Genomic DNA, 24,970 nt, shown 5'->3' with positions numbered 1-24,970 from the left:
GAACGGCCCGCCTCAGCCCTTGGCCCGGGCGGCTTCGGTCAGCCGCTTCATGTCGTCCAGCTTGATGGCGCCGGGCACCAGCTCGTCGCCGAAGACGAAGGCCGGGGTGCCGCGGATGTTCAGCTTCTCGGCCAGCGCCTGGTTGGCCGCGATCACCTTCAGAACGTCCGGCGAGTCCATGTCCTTCTTCAGCCGGTCGGTGTCGAGACCGACCGACTTGGCCAGCCGCATGATCACCGCCTCGTCCAGTTGGCCGCGCTGGGCCATCAGGGCATTGTGGAATTCCATGTACTTGCCCTGGCCGCGTGAGGCGAGTGCCGCCTTGGAGGCGAGCAGCGACGCCGGCCCCAGGATCGGGAATTCCTTCAGGACGAAACGCAGCTTGGGATCGCCCTTGATCAGTGCCTGGGTGTCGGCCTGCACGGCCTTGCAGTAGCCGCACTGGTAATCGAAGAACTCCACCACCGTCACGTCGCCCTGCGGGTTGCCGGCGACCGGATCGGCGGGGTTGCGGGTCAGTTCCTGCCTGTTCTCGACCAGGGCCTTGCGGGCCTGTTCGGCCTCCGCCGCCTTCTGGCGCTCCTGCATGGCGTCGACGGCCTGCAGGATGACCTCGGGATGCTCCATCAGGTAATCGCGGACGATCTTCTCGATGGCGGCCTTCTGGTTGCCGTCGAAGCTCGCCGACTGCGCATGGGCCGGAGCGGCGGCGGACAGCGCCAACGCCGCAACGGGCAGGGCCAGCAGGGCGGAACGCAGGAACGGCAGGACGGGGCGCATGGTGGGCGGTCTCCGAAACGCAGGGGACATTGGGCCGAAGGCCGCCCACACTGGACCGACAATCCGGTCCGGACAAGTGCAAAGCGCTCGCCCGGACCTCACTCCCGGTTTCACATCTGCGCGATCAGCGGGCGCGCAGAAGCTCGCCCACCGACAGCAGCGCCATCTCGTCGCCGTCGGCCTTGCCGATGGTCCGGCCGGTGGAGTAGGGCAGGTTGTTGTCGTTGACGACCACGATGTGGTCGGCATCGACGATGTTCACCCCTTCCGGCCCCAGATGGGGCATGACGAAGCGGCCTTCCGGCGCCTGTCCGGCGCGGGCCTTGCGGTCCGGATCGGCGATGTCGGTCAGGTCGATGTAGCCGACCTTGCGGACGAAGCCGTCGGCATCGGCTCCGGCGATGTCGATCTTGTAGACCCGCTTGAAGGCGGCCGGCGCGTTGAAGCAGTCGGGCTTCGCCTCGCCCTGGCAGGCCTGGGTCTTCGCACCCTCGCTGCTGTCGTCGCGCTCGATCACCAGGGCGGTGCCGGCGTCGATCATCGCCAGATCGGCGACGACGTTGGCATTGTCCTCCAGCTTGTACTTCCAGGACTTGCCGGTGTAGGTCCGGCTGGCGACGTCGAACTCCAGGATGCGGGTGTACGCGCGGCCGTCCTTGGTCTCGAAGCCGTTGGCGGCGGCGTTCCACAGCGGGCCTTCCAGCGACGGGTACAGCGTCTTGCCGTCCGGCGACACGCCCATCGGCTCGAACCCGCGCGAGCGGCGGACCTCGAAGGCGACGGCGCCCGGCACCGGCGGCAGGATGCCGTTGCGGTAGTGGTCGGGCGAACGGGCCGGCTTGCCGTCGACCATCGTCTCATGCACGGCGATGACCACGCCGTCCCGGCTCAACTCCAGGATATAGGGGCCGAACTCGTCGCCGATGAACAGGCGGTCGGCCTGGACCACCAGCGATTCGGGATCGAAGTCGGCGCCGGTCAGGTAGCGCGCGGTGCTGTTCTCGTTGACGATGGCGAAGGGAACCTTGCGGTCGGGATCGCGCAGGAAAATGGTTTCCAGCCGCTGCAGGGCGCCGCTCTGCCAGTCCGGCTTGACGCGATGGACCATCAGCAGCGCATCGACCGAGTTCACCTTGCTGCCGAAGCCGTTGTCGGTCAGCGCCATGAACTCGCCGTTGCCCTGCGGAACGATGGCTGAGAATCCCTGCACCGCCTGGCCGGCGACCGGCAGCATGATCTCCGTCTGGCGCGGAACCTTGGGGTCGGAGGCGAAGGAGGTGGCGCGGATGCTGCCCACCGTCTCCACGCGCTTGCGGTCGGCGTTGGTGAATTTGCCGGCGGTGGCGAACAGCGGCCCGGCGTCGGCGGGCGCCTGCACCAGCGTGTCGGCCGGAAGCAGGGCATGGCCGGCCAGCGTGGCGGGGTAGCGCTTGGCCTGCTGCTCCTGGGCCTGTGCCGGTACCGCGGCAGCCAGGGCGGCGGACAGCAGGGCGGCGGTGGCGAGCAGGGCGCCGCGCCGGGATTTCGGACGGATGGACGGCATGCGGGAACTCCGTGGACGGAACCGCGCGTCGGGACCGGGGATGCGGAGGACGCGCTCGATGTCCGCGGAATAGCAAGCGGGGATGACGCGGCGGGGACGGTTCGATGACCGTTGCGTTACCGGAAGGATGCTTTCGTCATATGACCCATCCAACCGCGATCAGCGTGGCTTGTCGCCGCCGGTCTGACCGCGGATGTCCTGGGCGCGCAGCCAGCCCGGCGATCCGGCTGGCAGCAGCTTTTCCGCCCTCTCGGCTTGCGCCTTGGCCATCGGCATGTCGCCTCTCGCCAGGGCCTCTTCCGCGGTGGCGTAGGCGACCATGCCGTCGTTCTTCTTCATGCTCCAGGCCTGGGCGGTCAGCCGCCACAGGAAGGCGGACTGCGCCTTGCCCTTCGCCGCGATCTGCAGGTTCTTCAGCGCCTCGTCGGCCAGCCGCGGGTCGCGCTGCTCCAGCAAGGCATGGGCAAGGGAGACGCGGATCGTTCCGGCTTCGGAACCGGCAAGCTCGATGGCCTTGCGGTAGGGAGCGATCGCATCCGGCGCGCGGCCGGTCTGCAGCATCAGGTCGCCCTTCATTTCATGCAGATAGGGGTTCCGCGGCTCGTCTGCGATCAGGCCGTCGACCAGCGGGGTCGCCTGCTTGACGTCGCCCTGGCGGAAATAGGCATAGGCGCGGCCATAGCGGGCGGCGGGCGACGGATCGTTCGCCTTGTAGCGCTGGAGCGCGCCGCGCGGATCGAGATAGCCGTACAGCTTGGCCTGGAGCCGCCGCAGGTCGGACTCCGTCGCCGCCGGCAGCCGGGCGTCGGCATAGCGCGACCGGGCGACGAAGGCCTTCACCGCCTCGATGCGCTCGCGGGTCAGCGGGTGGGTCAGGCGATAGCCGGCGTCGCGGTCGTTCATCAGCGGCTCGCCGACGCCCAGCTTTTCAAGGAAGGCCGCCATCCCCCTGGCGGAGATTCCCGACTGCTCCAGGAAGGACAGGCCGGCCTGATCGGCCGACGCCTCCTGCGTGCGGGAGAAGGACAGGAAGTTCCGCTCCGCCAGATGCTGGCCCAGCATGACGCCCGCCGCACCCGCGCCGGCATTGCCCGAGGCAAGGCCGCCGATGACGCCCAGACCCATGCCGAGCAGCGAGGACAGGAAGGCGTTGTCCATCGCCTCCGCCCCGCGCACCAGATGTCCGCCGGAGATGTGGCCGGTCTCGTGCGCGATGACGCCCAGCAGCTGGTCGGCATCGTCGACGCTCAACAGCAGCCCGGTGTGCAGGAAGATGTTCTGCCCGCCGGCGACGAAGGCGTTCACCGACGGATCGTTGACCAGGAGGATCTGCACCGACTCGGGGTCGATGCCGGCCGCCTGGAAGATTGGCCGGGCCATCTTGCGGATGATATGGTCCGTCTCGGCGTCGCCCAGGATCTGCATGTCCGAGCGGCGCTGCGCACTCGCCGGTGGCGCTCCCCACACCAGCGACACCAGACACATGGACATGATGGCGACGACCGAAACCAGCCTGCTGGGCTTGCGCACCGTGACGACCTCCGGCTTTGAACAGCGGACCCCCGCGCGGAACCGGCGGAACTCCGGACCGCGATACACTCGCCTGCGAATCTGGCGAGGGTTGGGCGCGGTTGCCATAGCTGCATCACTGCTGACCGGCTGCGTCAACACGAAGTTCAAGACCGACGCAACGGTCCAGAGCTTCGTCGTCGCGGACGAACCCTATGCCGCCGGCATCGGCCGGGACATCATCGCCCAGGGCGGCAAGGCCGGCGACGCGGTGGCGGCGATGGCGCTGGCGATGACCGCCAGCCTGCCGTCGCGCGTCGGGCTGACCGGCGGCGGCGTCTGCGTGCTGTTCGACGCCACTTCGAAGAAGGCCCGCACCATCGACTTCCTGCCGCGCTCCGTCGGGTCCGGCGGCGTCGGCATGCCGGCGATGGCGCGCGGCCTGTATGCGGTCCAGGCCTCGGCCGGCGTGATGCGGTGGGAGCAGGTTGTCGCCCCGGCGGAACAGCTGGCCCAATTCTCCCCCGGTCTCAGCCGCGCGCTGGTTCAGGACCTGAGCGCCTTCGGCGGGCGTCTTGCCGCCGATTCGGACGCACGCCGCCGCCTGCTGGGCGCCGGCACGCCGGCGGTCGGCACCATCGCCGCCCAGCCGGAACTCGCCGCGACCCTGTCGGTCCTGCGCCGCCAGGGGGTGGGCGCCTTCTATGCCGGACCGCTCGCCGCCACGGTCGCCCAGGGCATGGGGCTGGACCCGGCGCAGCTGCGCGCGTACCAGCCGCGCGTCGGCGCCACGCTGACGGTGCCCTTCGACATCAGCGACCTGCATGTTCCCGACACGACCGAGCCGGACTCGGGCGCAGCGATTATCCAGGCATGGAAGGCGGTGGCCGCCCTGCCGCCGGCCGAGCGGGCGACCCGGGCCGCCCAGCTGCTGGGCGCCACCGGTGCCGGCGCCACCGCCACCGGTGCCGGGTTGATGGTGATCGATCCGGACGAGAATGGCGCCGCCTGCGCCTTCACCCAGGGGGCGCCCTTCGGCACCGGCCGCGGCATCCCCGGCACCGGCATGCTGGTGGCCCAGGGGGTGGAGCGCGGCGGCTTCGGCACACCGGCCCTGATCGCCAACTCCATCATCGGCCGCACCCTGTTCGCCGGCGTCGGCACCGCGGGGGGGAGCGACGGTCCCGCCGCCGGGCCGGCCGCCCTGCTGTCGGTGGCGCTGCCGGCAGGTCTGGAGGAGAAATCCACTGCGCCGCAGATCCAGGCCGCGCGGCCGCAATCCATTCCCGGACGGGTCAGCTTCATCGGTTGCCGGGTGTCGATTGAGGACGGCATCCGATATTGCCAGACTGCGGCAGACCCGCGCGCCGGCAGCCTGGCGTTGACGGTCGAAAGTGAACGCAAGCGGGAATGAGTTACGAAAATCTGCCCGCCCAAAAGAGAGTTAGAGACGGACGATCATGAGCAAGCAGCCCAAGGTTTCCAAACGGGGCGCCATTCCGCCCTTCTTCGTGATGGAAGTGATGCGCGCCGCGGCAGAGCGCGAGGCCTCGGGGCTTGAGGTCCTGCATATGGAGGTGGGGCAGCCCTCCACCGGTGCGCCGAAGGGCGTGGTGCAGGCGGCGGCCACCGCCGTGGTGGGAAGCGATCCGCTTGGCTATACCGGGGCGTTGGGCATCCCGCCGCTGCGCGCGGCCATCGCCAAGTGGTACAAGGATCGCTATGCGGTCGATGTGCCGGAGCGGCGGGTGGTCGTCACCACCGGGTCGTCGGGCGCCTTTCAGCTGGGCTTCCTCGCCGCCTTCGATCCGGGCGACCGGGTGGCGATGGCGTCGCCCAGCTATCCGGCCTACCGCCACACCCTGACCGCGGCCGGTGTGATCCCGGTGGAACTGCCGACCGGGCCGGAGCACCGGTTCCAGCCGACCATCGAACTGCTGGAGGCGCTTGAGGAACCGGTGCAGGGCCTGATCGTCGCCAGTCCCGCCAACCCGACCGGCACGATGCTGAGCCGGGAGGAACTGACCGCCCTGTCCGACTGGTGTCGGGCCAAAGGCGTCCGCATGGTGTCGGACGAGATCTACCACGGCCTGACCTATGGCACCGACGCGGTCACCGCGGCCGAGGTGAACGATCAGGCGCTGGTGGTCAACAGCTTCTCCAAATATTTCTCGATGACCGGCTGGCGGCTGGGCTGGATGATCGTGCCGGACGATCTGCTCCGTTCGGTCGAGTGCCTGGCGCAGAACCTGTTCATTTCGGCACCGACGCTGAGCCAGGTGTCGGCGGTCGCCGCCTTCGACTGCACCGAGGAACTGGACGGCCACGTTGCCCGCTATGCCCGCAATCGTGCGGTCCTGCTGGAGGAACTGCCGAAGGCGGGCTTCACCCGGATGGCTCCGGCGGACGGCGCCTTCTATATCTATGCCGACGTGTCGGAGATGACCGACGACAGCGAGGCGCTGGCGAAGCAGATCCTGGAGGAGACGGGCATTGCCTGCACCCCCGGCATCGATTTCGACCCCGCCCGCGGCCGGCGTTTCCTGCGCTTCAGCTTCGCCGGCGCGGAGGAGACCATCGCCGAGGCTGCGCGTCGGCTGATCGCCTGGAAGGCGGGGAAGTAGGGTGCGGTTGCGAGGGGGGTGGCTGACGATGCCCCCTCCCTAACCCTCCCCCACCTTGACGGTGGGAGAGGGGACTGCCGTTACTCTGGCATTTACGTCATGCCAACAAGCGTTCTACCCCCTCTCCCTCGAAGAGGGGGAGGGATGGGGAGGGGCACTCGCCTGAAGCACCCCTCAGAACAGATGCTGCCCACCCGTGATGAAGGTCTCCGTCCCCGTCACATAGGCCGAATCCGGGCCGCAGAGATAGAAGATCACCGCGGCGACGTCCTCCGGCGTTCCCATGCGCTTCAGGGGGATGCGCGGGATCAGCACGTCGTATTCGGGGCCGGTCATCGCCGTTTCGATCTCGCCGGGGGCGACGGCGTTGACGCGGACGCCGATCTCCGCGAACTCCACCGCCATCTCGCGGGTCAGGCCGGACAGCGCCGCCTTCGAGGTGGAATAGGCGGAACCGGCGAAGGGGTGCACCGAATGGCCGGCGATGGAGGTGACGTTGACGATCGCCCCCTTGCCCTTCGACAGCGGAGCGGCGAAGCCGCGGGCCAGCACCAGCGCGGCGAAGAAGTTCAGCTCGAACACCCGGTGCCAGCCCTCGATGGAACCGTTCAGGCAGCCCAACCGCTCCTTGATCGGGGTCTTGGGCGAGATGCCGGCATTGTTGATCAGGCCATGCAAGGGGGCGCCGTCCAGCGCCTTGTTCGCCTCCTCCACGAAGGCGGCGCGGCTGGCGGGGTCGGACAGGTCGGCCGGGATGTGGTGGGTCCAGTTGGGATCGCGGCGGCAATGCTCCGGCACATCCTCCCGCGAGCAGGAGATCACGCGCCAGCCCTCATTGCTGAACCGGGTGACGGTGGCGTGTCCGATACCCCGGCTGGCGCCGGTGAGAATGACGGTCTTGCGGTGCGGCATGGCGGCGGTGCGCTTCACGAATGATTGCGGTCGGGCGGGGAAAGCGGACGCCCTGGGAACGGCCTCGGGAGTAACGGATGCGGGTGCGGAAAGCCCCCCATCCGCCGTCTGTCCACCGCCGGCGCCGATCCTACCCGCCGGCGCACCGCCTGTCATCCGCCGCGGCCCCTTGGCGCGGCCGAACGACGCAATCGCTGGCGGTCGCCATTGACCTTGCGCCCGCCAGTTCCAACCTTGACGCAGTGCCTGCGCCGACGGAGCCGAGCCTTGTCCCGCCAGTTCTTCCCTGCTTTTCCCCGCCTCGTTCCGCTGGTCTTCGCGGCGTTGGCCGTGACCGCCGCACCGGACATCCGGGCGGAGGAAGCGGCGCGCGTCGGCTGCGTGCCGCCCGGCGTGTGGGCCGACGGCACCGGGACTGCGCTGGAACCGGTGCCGCTGCTGCGCCGGCTCGCCGACGCGCCGGTCGTGCTGCTGGGGGAACAGCATGACAAGGCGGACCACCACCGCTGGCAGCTCCACACCCTGGCCGGCCTGCATGCGCTGAACCCGGACCTCGCCATCGGGTTGGAGATGCTGCCGCGCCGGCTGCAGCCGGTGCTCGACCGCTGGGTGGCGGGGGAACTGACCGAAAGCGAGTTTCTCAAGGAGACCGACTGGCGTACGGTTTGGGGCTTCGATCCGGGCTTTTACTTGCCGATCCTGCAATTTGCCCGCCTGTACCGTCTGCCGGTGGTGGCGCTGAATGTGGAACGCTCGCTGATCAGCCGCACCGCCCGCAACGGCTGGGCCGCCATCCCGCAGGCGGAGCGCGAGGGCGTCGGCACCCCGGCCGCCCCGACCGAAACCTACAGCCGCCGCCTGACCGAAATGCTGGCGACACACGAGCGGTCTGAATCGCAGGCCGCCGCCCCGACCGATGCGGCCAAGCGCTTCATCGAGGCGCAAGGCGTCTGGGACCGGGCGATGGCGGAGAAGATCGCGGAGACCAGACGCACCACCGGCCGCGCCGTCGTCGGCATCCTGGGGCAGGGCCACGCCCTCTACCGCGACGGCGTCCCCCATCAACTGGCGGACCTCGGGATTCCCGATTCCGCCGTGTTGCTGCCCTGGGATGCCGACCGCGACTGCGGCGAGCTGGACGGACGCATCGCCGATGCGGTCTTCGGGCTGGGACCTGCGCGCGAGGATGCCGAACCGCAGCGGCCGCGGCTGGGCGTGCAGCTCGATCCCGGTCCGGACGGCATCACTGTGGGGGCGGTCAGTGACGGCAGCGTGGCCGCAGCGGCCGGCTTGCGCAGCGGCGACCGCATTCTCAACGCCGCGGGAAGCCCGGTGCGGGCGCCGGCCGATCTGGTCGCCGTCATCCGCCGTCAGGCGCCCGGCACCTGGCTGCCGCTGACCATCCGGCGCGACGGCGCGGAGCAGGAGCTCGTGGCGAAATTCCCGACGGAGCGACGGTAGGCCACCCGCTACAGCATCCGTTCCCAGCGGGCGAGTGCGTCCGGGGTGGGGTTGACCGCGGGGGCGCAATCGTTGCTGCCGAGCCGGTCGCGGTGTTCGCGCAGCGCCCAGACCACGGTGGGGAAGGCAAGCTCGCTCCACGGAATCTCGTCCCAGGCGAACAGTCCGACCTCCAGGCTTTCGGGGCCGGGCTCCACGTCCGGCGACAGCAGGCGCGCGCGGAAGATCATCTGCACCTGACTGATCCGCGGGATGTCGTAAATCGCCAGCAGATGGTCGATGTCAATGCGGGCGCGCGCCTCCTCCCAGGCTTCGCGGGCCGCGCCCTCGCGGGTGCTCTCGCGCTCCTCCATGAAACCGGCGGGCAGGGTCCAGAAGCCCTTGCGCGGTTCGATGGCGCGGCGGCACAGCAGGATGCGGCCATCCTCCCAGGTCGCCACCGCCCCGACGACGATCAGCGGGTTCTGGTAGGCGATGTAGCCGCAATCGGGGCACATCAGCCGCTCGCGGTCCTCGCCGGGCGGAATGGCGCGGACGCGGGGACCGCCGCAGCCGGGGCCGCAGTCTGGAGAATTCGTGTCGGGGGTCTTGTCGTCTGGCATGGCTTCCGATATGGCGCTGCGGTGGCGATAGGGCAAGCGGGGAAAGCGGCAACTGGGCCGTTCTGCATTCTTCCATCTGTTCGCCCCCCGTTCCAATTCGCGTTTCGTTCCGATAGGCTGTGACCGCTCCAGCTGTCGGGCAGGGGCGGGGCAGGGCAGGGGCAGGGGCAGGGGCGGGGGAGCAGGTGTGACGCAGTTCGTGGTGAATGGGATGGTGGCGGACGGAATGTCGCTGGCGATCGGGCTGGCCGCCGGCCTGCTGCTGGGAACCGCCATCGCCTGGGCGGTGATGCGGGCCGCTGCCGGCCGTGTTGAAGCCGCGGCTGCAGCCCTTCATGCGGAACTCGCCACCCGCCTCGACCTCGCCGAGCGGACCGAGGACGACCTGCGCGAGGAGATCGAGGCCCGCGACCACCAGATCGCCCGTCTGCATGGCGAGGTCGCCGACGCCCGCGAACGCCACGCCCAGCTGTCGACCCGGCTGGAGGCCGAACGGACCGCGGCGGCTGAGAAGATGGCTTTGCTGGAGCGCGCCCAGGCGGCCCTGGCCGACAGCTTCAAGGCGCTGTCGGCGGAGGCGCTGCGCCAGAACAACCGCAGCTTCCTCGATCTGGCGCGGGAGACGCTGACGGGATTCCAGGAGCAGGCGAAGGGCGATCTGGACAAGCGCCAGACCGCCATCGCCGCCATCGTCGATCCGGTGCGCCAATCGCTGGAGGCGATGGACCGCCAGATCCGCGAGCTGGAGAACAGCCGTGCCGGCGCCTATGAGGGGCTGAAACAGCAGGTGCTGTCTCTGGTGGAAAGCCAGAGCGCGCTTCGGGCGGAGACCGGAAACCTCGTCCGGGCGTTGCGCACCCCGGCGGCGCGCGGGCGCTGGGGCGAAATCCAGCTGCGCCGGGTCTGCGAGATGGCGGGCATGCTCGACCATTGCGACTTCGTGGAGCAGGTGTCGGTCGACAGCGGCCGGCTGCGCCCCGACCTGATCGTCACGCTGCCCGGCGGCAAGACCATCGTGGTCGATGCCAAGACGCCGTTGGAAGGCTATCTGGACGGCGTCCAGGCGCTGGACGACGGTGCGCGGCGCGACGGCATGGCCCGCCATGCCCGGCATGTGCGCGAGCATATGAAGCAGCTCGGCGCCAAGGGCTATTGGGACCAGTTCGACGACAGCCCGGAATTCGTCGTGCTGTTCCTGCCCGGCGAGAATTTCTTCTCCGCGGCGCTGGAACAGGACCCGGCGCTGATCGAGGCCGGCATCGACCACCGCGTGATCCTGGCCACCCCGACCACGCTGATCGCGTTGCTGCGCGCCGTCGCCTATGGCTGGCGGCAGGAGCGGCTTGCCGACAATGCGCGCGAGATCAGCGCGCTGGGGGCGGAGCTGTACAAGCGGCTGTCCGACCTGGGCGGCCATATGGAGAGGCTGGGCGGGCAGCTGGACAAGGCCGTCGGCTGCTACAACAGCGCGGTCGGGACGCTTGAATCGCGGGTGCTGGTCAGCGCGCGCCGATTCCGCGACCTTCATGCCGCGCCGGAGGGGGCGGAGATGCCGCTGTTGGAGCCTCTGGACCACAGCCCGCGCCGTTTGCAGGCCACCGAACTGCGCGTGCCGCCGGTGGAGTCCTCCGCCGCGGATTGACCGGGCAAAGCTGGCCGGGCACACAGGCCGGGCTGCTGCGACGTTCCGTCCCGTGTGCAACCGTGCCCTCGCGCCTGTCTTCACCGCTGCGATGCAGCGTCGGCCGTGCTATCCATGCGGCCTCACAGGCTTCGACACCATGGAACCCGCCGATGACGGACCAGACCGGAACCGAGCAGATCGTCCGCTGCGACCGCTGCAACCATCGCTATCCTGCCGCCGAGGAGAATTGTCCGCGCTGCCGCTCGATTCGGCGCAGCAATGCGGTGATCGTTGCCCTGCTGGTGATGCTGGTGATCCTCGCCCTGGTCGGCTGGATCGGTACTTTGGTTCTGACCTGAGCCCATGGCCGGCACTTTGGTTGAGCATTGCGCAGACGCTGCACATTCCATATGCAGAACGCTTAATGAAACATCATTTCCGTTTGGCAGGATAATTCAGCAAGTTTTTTGCTTGTCACGTTTCTGACAATCTGAGAAGCAACCCCTTGCCATTGTCTTTGCGCAGGGGGCGCATGATGCTGAAGAATCTCAGGATTGCCGCGCTCACCAACCTGTTCGGCGTGGTGGTCACGCTCGGGTTCCTGGCGGTGGTCCTGACCGGCGCTCTGGCGATCCGCGAGCTGAAGGTGGGCGGCCCGATCTACCAGCGCATCGTGCTGGGCAAGGATCTGATCGCCGATATCCTGCCGCCGCCGGAATATGTGATCGAGGCCTATCTGGAAGCCACGCTGGCGATGAACGACCCGACGTCGGTGGAGCAGCGGCGGGTGCGTCTGGCACAACTGCGCAAGGATTACGACGAGCGGCATGACTATTGGTTGAAGGAGCGCTTCGAGCCGTCGCTGGTCGACCAGCTGACCGGAACCTCCCATGCGCCGGTGATGCGCTTCTGGGACGCAATAGAGGTGAGGTTCCTGCCGGCGCTCGCCCGCAAGGACGAGGCGGCGGCACGCGCCTCCTACGCCGTCATCGCCGAGGCCTATGCCGCCCACCGCGCCGTCGTCGACCGGATCGTCGCGGACACCACCCGCTACAACAGCGAGACGGAGGTCTTCGCCGCCGGCCGCGAAACCCTGTTCATGAGCGCGGTCTGGGGCGTCTCGGCCCTTGTGCTGGCGGTGGTGGTGCTGGGCGTGCTGGGCATCCGGCGCCGGGTGGTACGGCCGGTGATCGAGCTGACCGCCGCCATGCGCAGCCTTGCCCAGGGCAACCTCGCCATCGCCATTCCCGGTTCCGACCGCGGCGACGAGATCGGCGCGATGGCCGGGGCCCTGCGCGTCTTCAAGGAGAATGCCGAGGAAGCCGAACGGCTGCGCCGCCTGCGTGAGGAAGAGAGGGAGCGGTCCGAACGGGAGAAGCAGTCGGCCTTGCAGCGCATGGCCGAGACGGTGGAGACCGAGGCGTCCAATGCCGTCGACGTGGTCGCCAGCCAGACCAGCCAGATGGCCGGCAACGCCACCCGCATGGCTGAATCGGCCCGTGCGGTCAGTGACAACAGCCAGACTGTCGCCGCCGCCGCCACGCAGGCGTTGTCGAACGCGCAGACGGTGGCCGCGGCGTCGGAGCAGCTTAGCGCCTCCATCCGCGAAATCGCCACCCAGATCGGCACCGCCACTTCCATGACCGGCGAAGCGGTCGGCGCCTCGGTTCGGGCGGAGGAGACGATTCAGCGTCTTGCCGAGGCCGTGACCCGCATTGGCGAGGTGACCGACCTGATCAACGACGTCGCCGGTCAGACCAACCTGCTGGCCTTGAACGCCACCATCGAAGCGGCGCGGGCGGGGGAGTCGGGCAAGGGCTTCGCCGTGGTCGCCAGCGAGGTGAAGCAACTGGCCGGACAGACCGCCAAGGCGACCGAAGAGATCGAAAGCCAGATCGCCGCCATCCAGGCCACCACGGCGGAGGCGGTCAGCGCCGTGCGCGCCATCGCCGACCGGGTGCGCGGGGTGGAGACGGTCTCGGCCACCGTCGCCGCCGCCATCGAGGAGCAGGAGGCGGCGACCGGCGAAATCGCCCGCAACGTCGTCCAGACCTCCAACGCGGCGCAGGAGGTGGCGACCCGCATCGCCGCCGTCTCGCAGGAGGCGACGGCCACCGGCGAGCGCGCCAGCGAGGTCAACGCCCTGTCCACCCGCGTCGCTTCCAGCATCGACCAGTTGCGCCGTGTCCTGATCGAGGCGATCCGCACCGCCACGCCGGAGGTGAACCGCCGGGCCGACCCACGCTATCCGCTGAACCGTCCGGGCCGGCTGACCATCGGCGGGCGCGAGGTGCCGGTGACGGTCGACAACGCGTCCGAGGGCGGCGCGCAGATCAGCGGCTTGCCGCGGGAGTCCTGGACCGCCCTGCGGCAAGGGACGGCGTTGAGCGTCGCTTTGCCGGGTCTGGAGCCGGTGCCCGCCACCGTCCGCGCGTTCGACAGTGCGGCGGGCCGTCTGCATGTCACCTTCATCTTGACTGGCGCCGACCGCGAGCGCTTTGCCGGGCAGTTCCGCCGCATCGTCGCCGGCTTGGTTCCGATGGATAGGGCGGCCTGAGCGACCCGCCCGCCACAGGCTTGGCGAAGATGGCAAGATGACAGTGAATTCATGACGTTCTGGTGACGCACCGGTCCAGAATGACGGCAGCTCCACGGCCGCCGGCCCGTTCCGAAAGCCCGTTCGCCATGGTCAACACCACCGCCTGTCCCTATTGCGGCTCCGACTACGGGCATGGTCCCGACGAGTGTCCGCTCTGCCGCTCCGCCCGCCGCACCGATCTGATCGTGCGTTGTTTCATCGGGCTGCTGTTCCTGGTCCCGATCCTGACCCTGGCCGTGACGATCCTGCTGGACAACCGGGCGTTGGCGACGATTCTGTCGATGGATTGACGGCGCCCGCCGGGCTAATCCTGCCGTCTACAGATGCCCCGTCCGCGCCGACTGCTCCAACGCCTTGATGTGGGACAGGCCCGGCAGGATTTCCGATTTCACGAACTCCATGCGCCGGTTGGGGCCGCCGCCGCCGCGGGCGAAGCGGTGCTTCCACAGGGTCATCTTCACCGCCAGACCGCACAGCACCCCGCCGATGGTGACGTGGTGGGACGAGATCAGCTCGCGGATCGTGCGGAAGGTCTCGGCGTTGATGTCGCTCCAGAAATCCTTGGACCGGTTGTCGAAGCTCTCGAAGCGGCCGGTGATGGAGGTGGAGATGTCGGTGAGATCGCGGGCGATCTCATCCAGCAGCCTCATCTGGCGCGAATCGCGCTTCACCTCGGCGGAGTTGCGGATTTCTCCCATCCAGGTGACGAAGCGCTGCACTTCCGGAACGATCTCGTCCAGGCATTTGCGGAAATAGGCGAGCGACAGGAAGATGTCGCCGTATTCCTCCAGGAACTGCGGGATTTCGTTCAGGCCGATGTCCAGCCGGTCGGCCATCATGCGCAGGTTGCGCAGCGCCTCGTCCCGGTTGGGATTGGCGAACAGCTGGATGATGTCGGTGACGTCGGCGACCTGTACCTCTTCCGTGCCATACACATACTCCATCAGCGGCCGGGTGAAGACCCGCATGTAGCTGGTCAGCTCCGCCTTCTTGCGGTCCGACAGGGTCAGCGATTCGACGTTGTTCACGTCGATGTTCAGCCGCCGCAGTTCGATGCGCGAGGAGTAGACGTCGAAGCTGGAGGCGGCGCCGATCTTCTCCAGCTTCACCAGATCGCGTTCGATCTCGTCCTTGTAGGATTCGAAATAGGCGGGCAGATGGCGGGCGGTCACCTGGCCGCTGCCGGTCTGAGCGTCCCGGAACATCTCGACCACGGTCTGCAGCCGGACGTTCTTGATCAGCCGGGCATGCTGCAGGCCGGGGGTTTCCAGCGGAATCGACGACAGCGGCAGAATGTGAAGGGAGTCGCGGGCTTCGTCGTCCCACGCCTTGCGCTGTGCCGTCTCGGCAGCGGTCTTTGCATCCACCGCCGTATCGCTTGCCCCGCCGTCCAACCGACCGTCCCCCGATGCCTTCTCGAGTCTTGTGTCCGTGATTATCGCAGAGCGCACCTTACAACAGGAGTCAGGGCTGACAAGGATCGAGATGCCGCGCCATGCAACGGAAAAGTGACATGGCTGAACCTGGGATTGAAAGTGTTCCGGTGCAACCGGATATGTCGGGCCCGGTGACTCCCGGCGCTATCGCACCTTTTCTGCCGCAAAGCCCGGCTGCCGGGGCTTCGCGGCAGGGCGCTGGGCGGTCAGTGGACGCTGACCGGCTCCATGTCGTTCTGCACGATGGCGGCGAAGGCCAGTTCGCGGTCGGCGACGACGCTCAGCGGCGTGCCGTCGGCGGCGTGGATCGCGAAGGCGGCCGTGCCCTCAAGCTCCACCGGGCGGACATAGGCGACGTCGCCCAGGCCGAAGCTGGCGAAATCCTGGGTCGACAGCTGGCGCAGCTGGCTGTGGGTATCGTTGATCATGGTCGGATCCCCCGGCGGCTCCCCATCATGGGCGGCCGCGCGTGCAGAGTGTCGGGAAGAGGGCAGGTGGAAGGAGTGGGGCGGGGGCGGGTCAGCCGTCCTTGCCGTCGGCGGACACGTCGATGGTGCGCGGCATGGCACCGCCGGCGGATTTCTTCGGCTGCTCGATCTTGATCGTGCGGACCTTCGGTTCCGGCATCGGACGGGTCAGGTCGATGTTGAGCAGCCCGTTGTCGAGCGAGCAGCCCACCACCTCTATCCCTTCGGCCAGGACGAAGCTGCGCTGGAACTGCCGGGCAGCGATGCCGCGATGCAGGTAGACGCGCGATTTGTCGTCGGTCTGGCGGCCGCGGATGACGAGCTGGTTGTCCTCGATCTGCACCGACAGGTCATCGGAGGTGAAGCCGGCCACGGCAAGCGTGATCCGCAGGCCGTCATCGCCGATCTGCTCGATGTTGTAGGGGGGATAGCCTTCGGCCGAATTCTTGGCGATGCGGTCGAGCGTGCGCTCGAACTGGTCGAAGCCGAGAAGCAGCGGGCTGTTGAAGAGCGAAAGGCGAGTCGTCACGACGCATCCTCCTCACGACGGGAGCGAGTTGCGGAAGATGGGCCCGTTTCCGGCGCCCGGCGGGTCGGCGGCCCAGCACATGCCGGCGCCGCCACGCCTATAGATTGGGAGAGCCGGGGCCGCGGTCAAGAACCCTGTGAGCCCCAAGCGCCGCCGATGATCTCGGGAGCCTCGCCCAGCTCCGCCGCCACCGCGTCGGCGATGGCGAGGCAGGAGGTCAGGCCCGGCGATTCGATGCCGAACAGGTTGACCAGACCCTCCACCCCATGGGTGCCCGGCCCCTGGATCAGGAAGTCGGCCTGCGGCTGCCCCGGTCCGCTCAGCTTGGGGCGCACGCCCGAATAGGCCGGCACCAGCGCATGGTCGGGTAGTCCCGGCCAATAGGCGCGCACCGCCCCGTAGAAGGAGTCGGCCCGGACCGGGTCGACGGCATAGTCGATGGGATCGGCGACGTCGCCCAGCCATTCCACGTCGGGGCCGAAGCGGGCCTGTCCGGCGAGGTCCAGCGTCAGGTGGACGCCCAGACCGCCCTCGACCGGCACCGGGTAGACCAGCCGGGAGAAGGGCGAACGGCCGGCGGACAGCGCATAGTAGTTGCCCTTCGCCAGCACCCGCGGCGGCACATGCGCGGCATCCAGCCCCTCCAGCCCGCGCGCGACCGCCCAGGCGCCCAGCCCGGCGGCGTTGACGAGGGTGGAGCAGGCCAGCCGCATCGGCTCCGCCCCGCCGACCTCCAGCTCGAACCCTCCGGCGGTGCGGTGGCAGCGCTCGAGCGGGCTCAGCAGCGCCAGCATCGCGCCGGCATTCTCGGCGTCGCCCAGCAGGGCCAGCATCAACCCGTGGCTGTCGATGATGCCGGTGGAGGGCGACAGCAGGGCGCCGACGGTGCGCAGGTTCGGTTCCCACCGCATCGCGGTGGCGGCATCGATCTCCGTCAGGTCGGTGACGCCGTTGGCGGTGGCCTGGGCACGGATCGCCGCCAGCTTCTGCAGCTGGCTTTCCTCCGTCGCGACGATCAGCTTGCCGATGCGGCGGTGCTCCACGCCATGGGCGGCGCAATAGTCATAGAGCGCGTCGCGGCCGGGCACGCACAGCCGGGCGCGCAGGCTGCCGGTGGGATAATAGATGCCGGCATGGATGACTTCGGAGTTGCGCGAACTGGTGCCGGTGCCGATGGCGTCCGCCGCCTCCAGCACGATGACCTCGCGCCCGGCGCGTGCCAGCCGGCGGGCCACCGCCAGACCGACCACCCCCGCCCCGACGACCACGCACTCAACCCGTTCCATCGCCTTCGCCCTGCCTGCCGCTTGCGGTGCGGGGAAGGGGAGCGCAAAAGGACGGGACAATGCAAGGGGGGAAACCGGGGCGCCGTCAGGCTCGAAGCGTCGAGCTTGACTCCGGCACGCCAATGGGTATTGTGCGCGCCTTCACCTCCTGGGAAAGCGGGCGCGCGCAATCTTTGGCGCCCCGTCCGCCGCCCGAAAGGGCGGCCGGAACTACCGGGACAACATCAACTCGTGTCCAACGAGGCGTGAGAGTCATGAGCAAGCGTCAAGAGTCCAAGTACAAGATCGACCGCCGCCTTGGTGTCAACCTGTGGGGCCGCGCCAAGAGCCCGCTGAACAAGCGCGAGTATGGCCCGGGCCAGCACGGCCAGCGCCGCAAGAAGCCGTCGGACTACGGTCTGCAGCTGATGGCCAAGCAGAAGCTGAAGGGCTACTACGGCAACATCGGCGAGAAGCAGTTCCGTCGCATCTATGCCGAGGCCGTGCGCCGCAAGGGCGACACCGGCGAGAACCTGATCGGCCTGCTGGAGCGCCGTCTGGACGCCGTGGTCTACCGCATGAAGTTTGCGCCGACCCCGTTCGCCGCGCGCCAGCTGATCAACCACGGCCACATCCTGGTCAACGGCCGCCGCCTGAACATCGCGTCGGCCCGCATCAAGGACAACGACACCGTCGAGGTGCGCGCCAAGTCCAAGCAGATGGCGCTGGTCCTGGAAGCCGCTGCTTCCGGCGAGCGTGACATCCCCGATTATCTGGAAGTCGACAGCAGCGCGCTGAAGGGCCGCTTCGTCCGCGCTCCCCTGCTGGCCGACGTTCCGTACCCGGTCCAGATGGAACCGAACCTGGTCATCGAGTTCTACTCGCGCTGATCGGTCGGCTCCCGCCGAACGCGAAAGGCCGCTCCCTTGGGGGCGGCCTTTTTGCTTTGGGCCGATGCCGGCGGATGCGGGGCCGGATTCTCACGCCTTCAACTCCCGTCCCCGGCACTCACTCCCGGCGCGTCAGCAGCAGCGCCGTCAGATCGTCGTCGATGGGCCCCGTGGCGGTGAGGTCGTCGAGCAGGCCGCCGAGCAGCCGGGCGCCGTCGGGCTCATGGAGGCGACGGGAGAGCAGGGCGGCGAGGCCCGATTCGTCCAGGACCTCATGATCGCTCCCGTCGAGCGGAATCTCTATCGCGGCGTCGGAGTAGAAGAACAGCCGGGCGCCGGGCGGCATCGGCAACTGACGGCTGTCATAGGTTGCCGATGCCAGCAAGCCGAGCGGCAGGCCGCTGCCGTCGCCCAGCCGGGGCGCGTCGTCGCCGGGCAGCCACATCATCGGCGTCGTCGATCCGGCCGATGCGTAATGGAAGAGGCCGGCCGCCGGGTCGAACTGGCCGGTCAGCATGGTGGCGAACTGGCCGCAGGGGAGCAGGCTGCAGAGCCGGCGGTTCATGGCGGCCAGGAACTCGGCAGGTGTCAGGTTCATGCAGCCGATCTGGCGGCAGATGGCGTCCAGCCGGAAGGTGTTCAGCGCGGCTCCCACGCCGTGGCCGGAAAAATCGACCATATAGACGGTAATCCGGCCATCCGGCAGCAGGTCGATCCCCCAGAAATCGCCGCCCAGTTCGGACGAAGGGGCGAAATGCGCGTCGATGGCGATGCCGGTCGCCTCCTCCAGTTCGGCCAACCGGTCGGGACTGGGCAGCAGCCGGCTCTGCATGGCGCGGGCCAGCGCCAGTTCGCTCTCCGTCCGGCTGTGATACTGCTCCAGATCGCGCAGCATGGCGCGCTTGCGAAGCTGGATGCGCACGCGGGCCAGCAGCTCCACCGCATTGATCGGCTTGGTGACGTAATCGGTCGCCCCGGCTCGGAAGGCGCGGGCACGGTCCTCCACCCGGTTCAGGCTGGACTGCACCAGCACCGGCAGCGATCTCCAGCGCGGGTCGGCGCGCAGGATCCGGCACATCTCGAACCCGTCCATCTGCGGCATCATCAGGTCGAGCAGGACGAGGTCGGGCTTGAAGCGCTCCATCCGGGCCAGCGCCTCCTGCCCATCCTCCGCCTGTTCGATCAGGGTGATGCCGCCGCGCTCCAGCAAGGCCAGCAGCAGATGGCGGTTGATCCGGTTGTCGTCGACGACCAGCACGCGGGCGCCGGCCAACCCGTCCGCGGAATCGTCCCCTCCGGCAAGCGGGCCGGCTGCCATCATGCCTCCGCTATTCACCTGTCCCCCGCTCGATCCACAGCAGCGTGTGGTCGTCGCCGCTGACCTGTCCCAGTGCAAAGCAAAGCGAGCGCACGACGGCCTCGAAGCCGTCGCCTTCCGCCACCGCGCGGGCGATCATCCAGCCGAGCCCGATTCCGGTCCCGCCGGCATCCAGCGCTTCCAGCACCGCGACGGAGTAGAGCGCCAGCACGGCACCCGGCGGCAGCTCCATAACCTGGGCGCGATAGCGGGTGCCGGGTGCGATGCCGATCGCCAGCCCGGCGGCGGCGCCGAACTCCGATCCGCCGTCGCCGCGCAGGATCATTGGCGGAGCTCCTTCGGCGGAGGCGTGGGTAAAGCGTCCGAGCTCGCCATCGACCACGCCGTAGGTCATGGTCGCCGTCTCTCCCGCTGCCAGCAGACCGGCGGCGCGGTCGTTCAGGGTGCTCAGCAGGGCGGCGGCATCCTCGCCGTGGAGGGGGCCGAGCTCCTGCAGAAGGGTATGCAGGCGGAAGGCGTTCAGCGCCGCCGAGACCCCTTGGCCGGCGACATTCAGCAGATAGACGCCGAAGCGCCGGCCCTGCAATGGCAGGAGTCCCCAGAGATCGCCGCCGAGGTGGGGCGAGATCGCACTGTGGGCGCGGAGCGTGCAGCCGGCCGCCGCCGCCGCCGCGGTGCATTGCGCAGGCGTCGGCAGCAGATGTTCCTGCATCGAGCGGGCGATGGACAGCTCGGCCTCCACCCGCGCGCGGTAGCTTTGCAGCCGGCGGATCAGCACGCGGTCTTCCAGATGGATGCGGACGCGGGCCAGCAGCTCCGTCCGCTCCAACGGCTTCGCCACGAGGTCGGTGGTGCCGGCGGCGAAAGCCCTGTTGCGGTCCTCGCCCGACGACAAGGCGGTCTGCACCAGGATCGGCAGGTCGGCCGTCTCCGGCATGGCGCGCAGGCGGCGGCAGACCTCGTAACCGTCGATCCCCGGCATCATGATGTCGAGGATCAGAAGGTCGGGAACGCCGGCCCCGATCATCGCAAGCGCTTCCATGCCATTGGTGGCGAAGGAGATCCTGCGGAACCCCGCCTCGGCCAGGAAGGTGCCGATCATGGTGCGGTTGAAGGCGGTGTCGTCCACCACCAGGATCGGGCAATCCAGGATCTGGGACTCCTGGACCTGTGATCCGGGGAGCCGCGCGTGCGAAATCTGGAGTTCCGCCTCCGGGCCTTCGGGGCATCGCGGACGGCCGTAGCCGGAGATGTCCTGCTCGGTCATGGTCACAGCCGGAACCTCAGGCGGATGCACCGGCCGCCATCCTCGATCTCCAGCCCGTCGGCGATGCTGCCGATCAGGTCGAGGCCGCGGCCCGACGCACCGGCCTGCTCGTGCCTGCCTGGGACGAAGCCGGCGCCCTGGTCGGTGATCTCGACCGTCGCCAATGCCCGGCGGTTCTCCGCCGCACCATCCGAGGGGCTCCCGGCCGGCCCAGGCCCGGCCGGGGCGGCTTGCGGCGGGTCGATGCGCACGGCGATGGCGATCCGGCGGGCGGCGAGCACCGGGTCGGCAAGCCCGTCGCCCAGATCGCGGGAGAAGCGCTCCAGTTCCTGGGCGCTCAGCTCCTTCATACCGCCGACGCCGAGATTGCCATGCACCAGCGCATTGCTGACCGCCTCGTGCAAGGCCAGCTCGATATCGTCGCGGCGATGCCCGGACAGCGGGTGGCGGGCGCCGATGGCGGTCAGCAGGCGACCGCCCAGATGCAGGTCGTGGGCGGTCGCTGTGGTCAGGTTGACATAGAGATCGGTCCCGGACGCTTCGGCCAGCAATGCGGCAACTCCGCCGCCATCCTCGTCGCCGGCCGCCGGCTCGACCCAGGCGGCGACCGGAGGCAGCCACAGCGAGTCCGCCGCTGCCGTGGTGCCGTCCGTCACAAGCAGCGCCAGCGGTCCGGGGCCGGTCCGCCCATCCGCCGGCCCCCCTGCCGTACCAAGCGCCGATCGCAGGCCCAGCGTCCGCGCCAGCCGGTCGCTGCGCTCGGGCGAAAGCGCTGGCGCGATGAATCCGGCGAAGCGCGTGCGGAGCCCGGAAACGCCGCCACTCGGAAGGGTGGCCCCGTTGGTCAATCGGCTCAGTCCTCGATCGGGACGATTTTGGCGATCTGCGCCACGGTCAGCACCCGCTTCACCTGTCCGGCGGCAGCACGCAGGACGAACTGCTTGTCGGCGCGGTCCATCTCCTCCCGTGCGATCAGCAGCATGCCGATACCGGCCGAGTCGACGAATTCCAGCGACGACAGGTCGAACACCTGACGTCTGGATTTGTTCTGCCCCATCTCACCGATCAGGGTGCGCAGCTTTGCATGGTCGTTGAAGGTCAGGCGGCCTCGCAGGCGGACCACCGCCTCCTGATCGCGCACTTCGATGCCGTAATCCATGGTGCCGTCTTTCAGGATGGATGATCCACTGTATAAGCGCCGGATGTTGCGCGCTAGAAAAGTTCAATGTCCCCACCGGCACTGTTGTCACCTCCGACATCGAGGTCAAGCACGCCGTTCTCGTCCAGCGCTGTGCCTTCGAGCAGCAGCTTGCGCACGAAACGTTCGCGCATCTCGCTCAGCGTGAAACGGCCCATCAGCTGGTTCAGCCATTCCTGCGGCTCCCGCGCGCCGATGCCGGGCGGCACCTGGGCGCGGATGCGGGTCTCCAGTTCGCCCAACCCGGCGCTCATGATCGCGAGGCTGTCGTTGATCGCCTCGATCCGCTGCTTGGTCAGATCCTGGAACTGCATGCCGGTGATGACATGGGCGATGGTGGCGGACATGTCGGTCGACACCGATGCCGCCGTTTCCAGCACCGCCTGGAAATGGGTGGTCTGGGCCACCAGGCTGTCCATCGTCTTGTCGACGCGTTCCTTCGCCAGCATCTGCGGCGACATGTCGGTGTTGGCGATCTGGCGCAGGATGTCGTGGCCGTTGCGCACGCCCTTGACCACCGCGCCCACCTTGCTGCGCATGCGGTCCGCCAGTTCGCCGGTGGTGCGGGAGAGGTGCCGCACCTCCTGCGCGACCACGGCGAAGGTGCGCCCGGCCTCGCCGGCGCGGCTGGCCTCGATGGTGGCGTTCAGCGCCAGGAAATTGGTCTGCCGGTTGATTCCGTCGATGTCGCCGATCGACTTCTCCAGCTCGGCCACGTCCTTCTGAACGTCGTCCAGCAGATAGACCATGCTCATGGCATGGCGCGACAGGGTGACGATGTTGGTCACCATGTCGGTGATCATGTCCTGCATGCCGACGACCAGCGTGTCGAGCGGCATCCGTTCGCCGTCGATGTCCACCGATCCCGCCATGGCGACGATCTGCTCCACCCGCTCCGACTGTTCCAGCGCCTTCTGGGCCAGTTCGCGGAAGCGCTCCGACAGGTCGAGGGTGGAGGTCTCCACATGGTCCGACGTCCGCGTCAGCTCGCTCTGGACGATGTCGAGCGTGCGGCGCTGCACGTCGGCGAAGCCGAGCCAGGTCGACAGAAGCTCTGCCGTGACCGAGACCTTGGCCTCTCCGTCCGAAGGAGGGGCCGCAGGGCGGTCCGTCATCGCCGGAGCGGCATCTCGGGCGGCGAACTGGGCGGCATCTCTGACGGCATGGATAGACATACTGGTACTCCTTGGAAACTCGGCCCGGATGCCCGCCTGGGTCAGGCGGTGCGGGCGCGCTCGCCGACGGCGTCGAAGGCGCGCAGCATTTCGGCGGGGATGTGTGTGAGCGGAAGTTCGGCCGAGACCGCACCGGCCTCCTTGGCGGCACGCGGCATTCCATAGACGACGCAGCTCGATTCCTGTTCACCGATGGTGAAGGCGCCGGCCTCATGCATGGCCTTCATGCCGATGGCGCCGTCGCGGCCCATGCCGGACAGGATGACGCCGACGGCGTTGGCGCCGGCGGCCTTGGCGACGGAGGCGAACAGCACGTCCACCGACGGCCGGTGGCCGCTGACAGGCGGCGTGTCCTGGATGTGGCAGACGAAACCGGCGGTGTCACGGGCGACGGCGAGGTGGCGGTCGCCGGGAGCGATCAGGACCAGCCCCTGGGCCGGCCGGTCGCCATGGACCGCCACCCGCACCGTGGGCGCCGACAGCCGGTCGAGCCGCGCGGCGAAGCTGGGCACATAGCTCGGCCCCATATGCTGGGTGATGACGATGGGCGGACAATCGGCGGGCATCGCGGCCAGGACGTCGCGGATGCGCTCCACCCCGCCGGTCGAAGCGCCGACGGCGATCAGCCGCTTGCCCGACCCGGCGCGGCGCGGCGTCGGCAGGACGCTGTGGGCGGCGGCCGGGCGGCGCATGGTCAGCCGGGCGGTGGCGGCCACCCTGATCTTGGAGACCAGTTCCATCGCCGTCGCCTCGAAGCCCTGGCCGTCGGACCCGCCGGGCTTGGCGACGCAGTCGACCGCCCCCAGCTCCAGCGCGCGGATGGCGGCGTCGGAGCCTTCGCGGGTCAGGGAGGAGACCATGATCACCGGCGTCGGCCGCAGCGTCATGATCTTTTCCAGGAAGGACAGCCCGTCCATCCTGGGCATTTCGACGTCCAGCGTGATGACGTCGGGGTTGGTCGCCTTGATCACGTCGCGGGCCTCGAAGGCGTCGCGGGCGACGCCGGCGACCTCCATCCCCGCTTCGCGGGTCAGGATGTCCTTCAGCATCTCGCGCATCAGGGCGCTGTCATCGACGATGACGACGCGGATCGGTCTGGGCATGTCAGGTCCCTCCCGGATCGCTGGGCCCGAACAGCTCGACCTCGCCCTCCATGGAGGTGCGGGCAAGATGCGTGATGAAGGACCGTTCGCGGGTGACGGTGTCGGCTGCGGCCTCCGGCTGGAGCAGGCGGCGCAGGGCGCGGCCGTTGTGCGGGAAGTAATGCAGCCGCCGGGCCGAGCCGCCGCCCAGATCCTGCGCGGCCAGCATCAGCCCCTCAGCCCGGACATAATCCAGGGCGAAACGGCTGTTCAGACCGCCGATGTCGTAGCTCGACTCGATGACGCTGGCGCCGCCGAACAGCTTGACCTGCAGCCGGCTGCGGTCGGCCCCGGCGGCGAGCAGGGCGTTGATCAACCGTTCCATCGCGACCGACCCGTAGCGTGCGGCTGCGCCGGCCCCCTCCAATTCGCTGGCGGGCAGGTCGGGCAACATGAAGTGGTTCATGCCGCCGATCCCCCGAACCGGATCGTGGATGCAGGCCGCCACGCAGGAACCCAGCGTGGTTGCGATCATCAGGTCGTCCCGGTCGCTGACCGCCTGCTCGCCAAGTGCGATCTTGACCGTCTCCGTCTTGAATTCATGATTGAAATACCGCCCGCTGCCCAAGCGCCGCGCCGGCGCTGCTGCCGGGCCGGGGTCGGAACGGGAGAGGGGGGAGGCATTCATC

General features: G+C 68.8%; 24 protein-coding genes. 8 read left to right on the top strand and 16 right to left on the bottom strand.

Features of this window, described 5'->3' with window-relative positions; all coding sequences use genetic code 11:
- Positions 1-12 precede the first annotated feature (12 nt).
- The 3 genes from A6A40_RS09755 to A6A40_RS09745 form a co-directional block, all read right to left on the bottom strand.
- Positions 13-780 carry a DsbA family protein gene (locus A6A40_RS09755; protein WP_063635212.1) on the bottom strand — a complete coding sequence of 256 codons (768 nt, stop codon included), beginning with the start codon at positions 778-780 and terminating at the stop codon, positions 13-15.
- Positions 781-904: 124 nt separating this feature from the next.
- Positions 905-2,323: an esterase-like activity of phytase family protein gene (locus A6A40_RS09750; protein ID WP_063635211.1), complete on the bottom strand. Its 1,419-nt coding sequence runs from the start codon at positions 2,321-2,323 to the stop codon at positions 905-907.
- Positions 2,324-2,482: 159 nt separating this feature from the next.
- A complete protein-coding gene (locus tag A6A40_RS09745) occupies positions 2,483-3,853 on the bottom strand; it encodes a M48 family metalloprotease (protein ID WP_082860871.1) in 1,371 nt (456 codons plus the stop codon).
- A 91-nt stretch (positions 3,854-3,944) separates the two neighbouring features.
- Between A6A40_RS09745 and A6A40_RS09740 the strand changes: the two genes are divergently transcribed.
- Both A6A40_RS09740 and A6A40_RS09735 read left to right on the top strand, forming a co-directional pair.
- On the top strand, positions 3,945-5,246 hold the full coding sequence (locus A6A40_RS09740; protein ID WP_063635210.1) for a gamma-glutamyltransferase: 1,302 nt from the start codon (positions 3,945-3,947) through the stop codon (positions 5,244-5,246).
- Positions 5,247-5,292: 46 nt separating this feature from the next.
- The gene (locus tag A6A40_RS09735; RefSeq protein WP_063635209.1) at positions 5,293-6,456 is read left to right on the top strand and encodes a pyridoxal phosphate-dependent aminotransferase; all 1,164 of its coding nucleotides are present in this window, start codon (positions 5,293-5,295) and stop codon (positions 6,454-6,456) included.
- Positions 6,457-6,630: 174 nt separating this feature from the next.
- Here A6A40_RS09735 and A6A40_RS09730 read toward each other — a convergent pair whose 3' ends face one another.
- Complete coding sequence (locus tag A6A40_RS09730; protein WP_063636213.1) at positions 6,631-7,368, bottom strand: SDR family NAD(P)-dependent oxidoreductase; 738 nt, start codon at positions 7,366-7,368, stop codon at positions 6,631-6,633.
- A gap of 267 nt (positions 7,369-7,635) precedes the next feature.
- Between A6A40_RS09730 and A6A40_RS09725 the strand changes: the two genes are divergently transcribed.
- Complete coding sequence (locus A6A40_RS09725; RefSeq protein ID WP_063635208.1) at positions 7,636-8,829, top strand: ChaN family lipoprotein; 1,194 nt, start codon at positions 7,636-7,638, stop codon at positions 8,827-8,829.
- Between the two features lie 8 nt (positions 8,830-8,837).
- Here the strand turns inward: A6A40_RS09725 and A6A40_RS09720 are convergent, their stop codons facing one another.
- The gene (locus tag A6A40_RS09720; RefSeq protein ID WP_063635207.1) at positions 8,838-9,431 is read right to left on the bottom strand and encodes an NUDIX hydrolase; all 594 of its coding nucleotides are present in this window, start codon (positions 9,429-9,431) and stop codon (positions 8,838-8,840) included.
- Between the two features lie 187 nt (positions 9,432-9,618).
- Here A6A40_RS09720 and A6A40_RS09715 point away from each other — a divergent pair, with 187 nt between their 5' ends.
- The 4 genes from A6A40_RS09715 (at position 9,619) to A6A40_RS09700 (ending at position 13,944) form a co-directional block, all read left to right on the top strand.
- Positions 9,619-11,073, top strand: a complete 1,455-nt coding sequence (locus tag A6A40_RS09715) for a DNA recombination protein RmuC (protein WP_236783628.1) — start codon at positions 9,619-9,621, stop codon at positions 11,071-11,073.
- A 152-nt stretch (positions 11,074-11,225) separates the two neighbouring features.
- Positions 11,226-11,414, top strand: a complete 189-nt coding sequence (locus A6A40_RS09710) for a hypothetical protein (protein ID WP_063635206.1) — start codon at positions 11,226-11,228, stop codon at positions 11,412-11,414.
- Between the two features lie 173 nt (positions 11,415-11,587).
- On the top strand, positions 11,588-13,612 hold the full coding sequence (locus tag A6A40_RS09705; protein ID WP_236783627.1) for a methyl-accepting chemotaxis protein: 2,025 nt from the start codon (positions 11,588-11,590) through the stop codon (positions 13,610-13,612).
- A gap of 128 nt (positions 13,613-13,740) precedes the next feature.
- Positions 13,741-13,944 carry a hypothetical protein gene (locus A6A40_RS09700; protein WP_236783626.1) on the top strand — a complete coding sequence of 68 codons (204 nt, stop codon included), beginning with the start codon at positions 13,741-13,743 and terminating at the stop codon, positions 13,942-13,944.
- 27 nt (positions 13,945-13,971) lie between these two features.
- Here the strand turns inward: A6A40_RS09700 and A6A40_RS09695 are convergent, their stop codons facing one another.
- From A6A40_RS09695 to A6A40_RS09680, 4 genes are all read right to left on the bottom strand, one after another.
- A complete protein-coding gene (locus tag A6A40_RS09695) occupies positions 13,972-15,021 on the bottom strand; it encodes a hypothetical protein (protein WP_063636210.1) in 1,050 nt (349 codons plus the stop codon).
- Positions 15,022-15,296: 275 nt separating this feature from the next.
- Positions 15,297-15,518 (bottom strand): DUF1150 family protein, encoded by a 222-nt coding sequence (locus A6A40_RS09690; protein ID WP_063635204.1) that lies wholly within the window; start codon positions 15,516-15,518, stop codon positions 15,297-15,299.
- 91 nt (positions 15,519-15,609) lie between these two features.
- On the bottom strand, positions 15,610-16,086 hold the full coding sequence (locus tag A6A40_RS09685; RefSeq protein WP_063635203.1) for an Hsp20 family protein: 477 nt from the start codon (positions 16,084-16,086) through the stop codon (positions 15,610-15,612).
- 125 nt (positions 16,087-16,211) lie between these two features.
- Positions 16,212-17,372: an NAD(P)/FAD-dependent oxidoreductase gene (locus A6A40_RS09680; RefSeq protein WP_063635202.1), complete on the bottom strand. Its 1,161-nt coding sequence runs from the start codon at positions 17,370-17,372 to the stop codon at positions 16,212-16,214.
- A gap of 254 nt (positions 17,373-17,626) precedes the next feature.
- Between A6A40_RS09680 and rpsD the strand changes: the two genes are divergently transcribed.
- Positions 17,627-18,241: a 30S ribosomal protein S4 gene (gene rpsD, locus A6A40_RS09675; protein ID WP_012974917.1), complete on the top strand. Its 615-nt coding sequence runs from the start codon at positions 17,627-17,629 to the stop codon at positions 18,239-18,241.
- Positions 18,242-18,359: 118 nt separating this feature from the next.
- Here the strand turns inward: rpsD and A6A40_RS09670 are convergent, their stop codons facing one another.
- From A6A40_RS09670 to A6A40_RS09640, 7 genes are read right to left on the bottom strand one after another with little or no spacing between them, the layout of a single operon-like run.
- Positions 18,360-19,562 (bottom strand): PP2C family protein-serine/threonine phosphatase, encoded by a 1,203-nt coding sequence (locus tag A6A40_RS09670; RefSeq protein WP_063635201.1) that lies wholly within the window; start codon positions 19,560-19,562, stop codon positions 18,360-18,362.
- A gap of 7 nt (positions 19,563-19,569) precedes the next feature.
- Entirely contained in the window at positions 19,570-20,826 is a 1,257-nt protein-coding gene (locus A6A40_RS32265; protein WP_063636209.1) for a fused response regulator/phosphatase, read from the bottom strand.
- A 2-nt stretch (positions 20,827-20,828) separates the two neighbouring features.
- The gene (locus A6A40_RS09660; protein ID WP_063635200.1) at positions 20,829-21,674 is read right to left on the bottom strand and encodes an ATP-binding protein; all 846 of its coding nucleotides are present in this window, start codon (positions 21,672-21,674) and stop codon (positions 20,829-20,831) included.
- Between the two features lie 5 nt (positions 21,675-21,679).
- Complete coding sequence (locus A6A40_RS09655) at positions 21,680-21,985, bottom strand: STAS domain-containing protein (RefSeq protein ID WP_063635199.1); 306 nt, start codon at positions 21,983-21,985, stop codon at positions 21,680-21,682.
- A 53-nt stretch (positions 21,986-22,038) separates the two neighbouring features.
- Positions 22,039-23,199, bottom strand: a complete 1,161-nt coding sequence (locus A6A40_RS09650) for a methyl-accepting chemotaxis protein (protein ID WP_063635198.1) — start codon at positions 23,197-23,199, stop codon at positions 22,039-22,041.
- Positions 23,200-23,240: 41 nt separating this feature from the next.
- Positions 23,241-24,302: a protein-glutamate methylesterase/protein-glutamine glutaminase gene (locus tag A6A40_RS09645; RefSeq protein WP_063635197.1), complete on the bottom strand. Its 1,062-nt coding sequence runs from the start codon at positions 24,300-24,302 to the stop codon at positions 23,241-23,243.
- 1 nt (position 24,303) lies between these two features.
- Positions 24,304-24,969 carry a chemotaxis protein gene (locus tag A6A40_RS09640; RefSeq protein ID WP_063635196.1) on the bottom strand — a complete coding sequence of 222 codons (666 nt, stop codon included), beginning with the start codon at positions 24,967-24,969 and terminating at the stop codon, positions 24,304-24,306.
- Between the last annotated feature and the right edge of the window lies 1 nt (position 24,970).

It is taken from the genome of Azospirillum humicireducens, assembly GCF_001639105.2.
GTDB classification, from domain to species: Bacteria; Pseudomonadota; Alphaproteobacteria; order Azospirillales; family Azospirillaceae; genus Azospirillum; species Azospirillum humicireducens.
The sequence above is the reverse complement of the archived record's forward strand: the minus strand, read 5'-3'. Positions and strand labels throughout refer to the sequence as shown.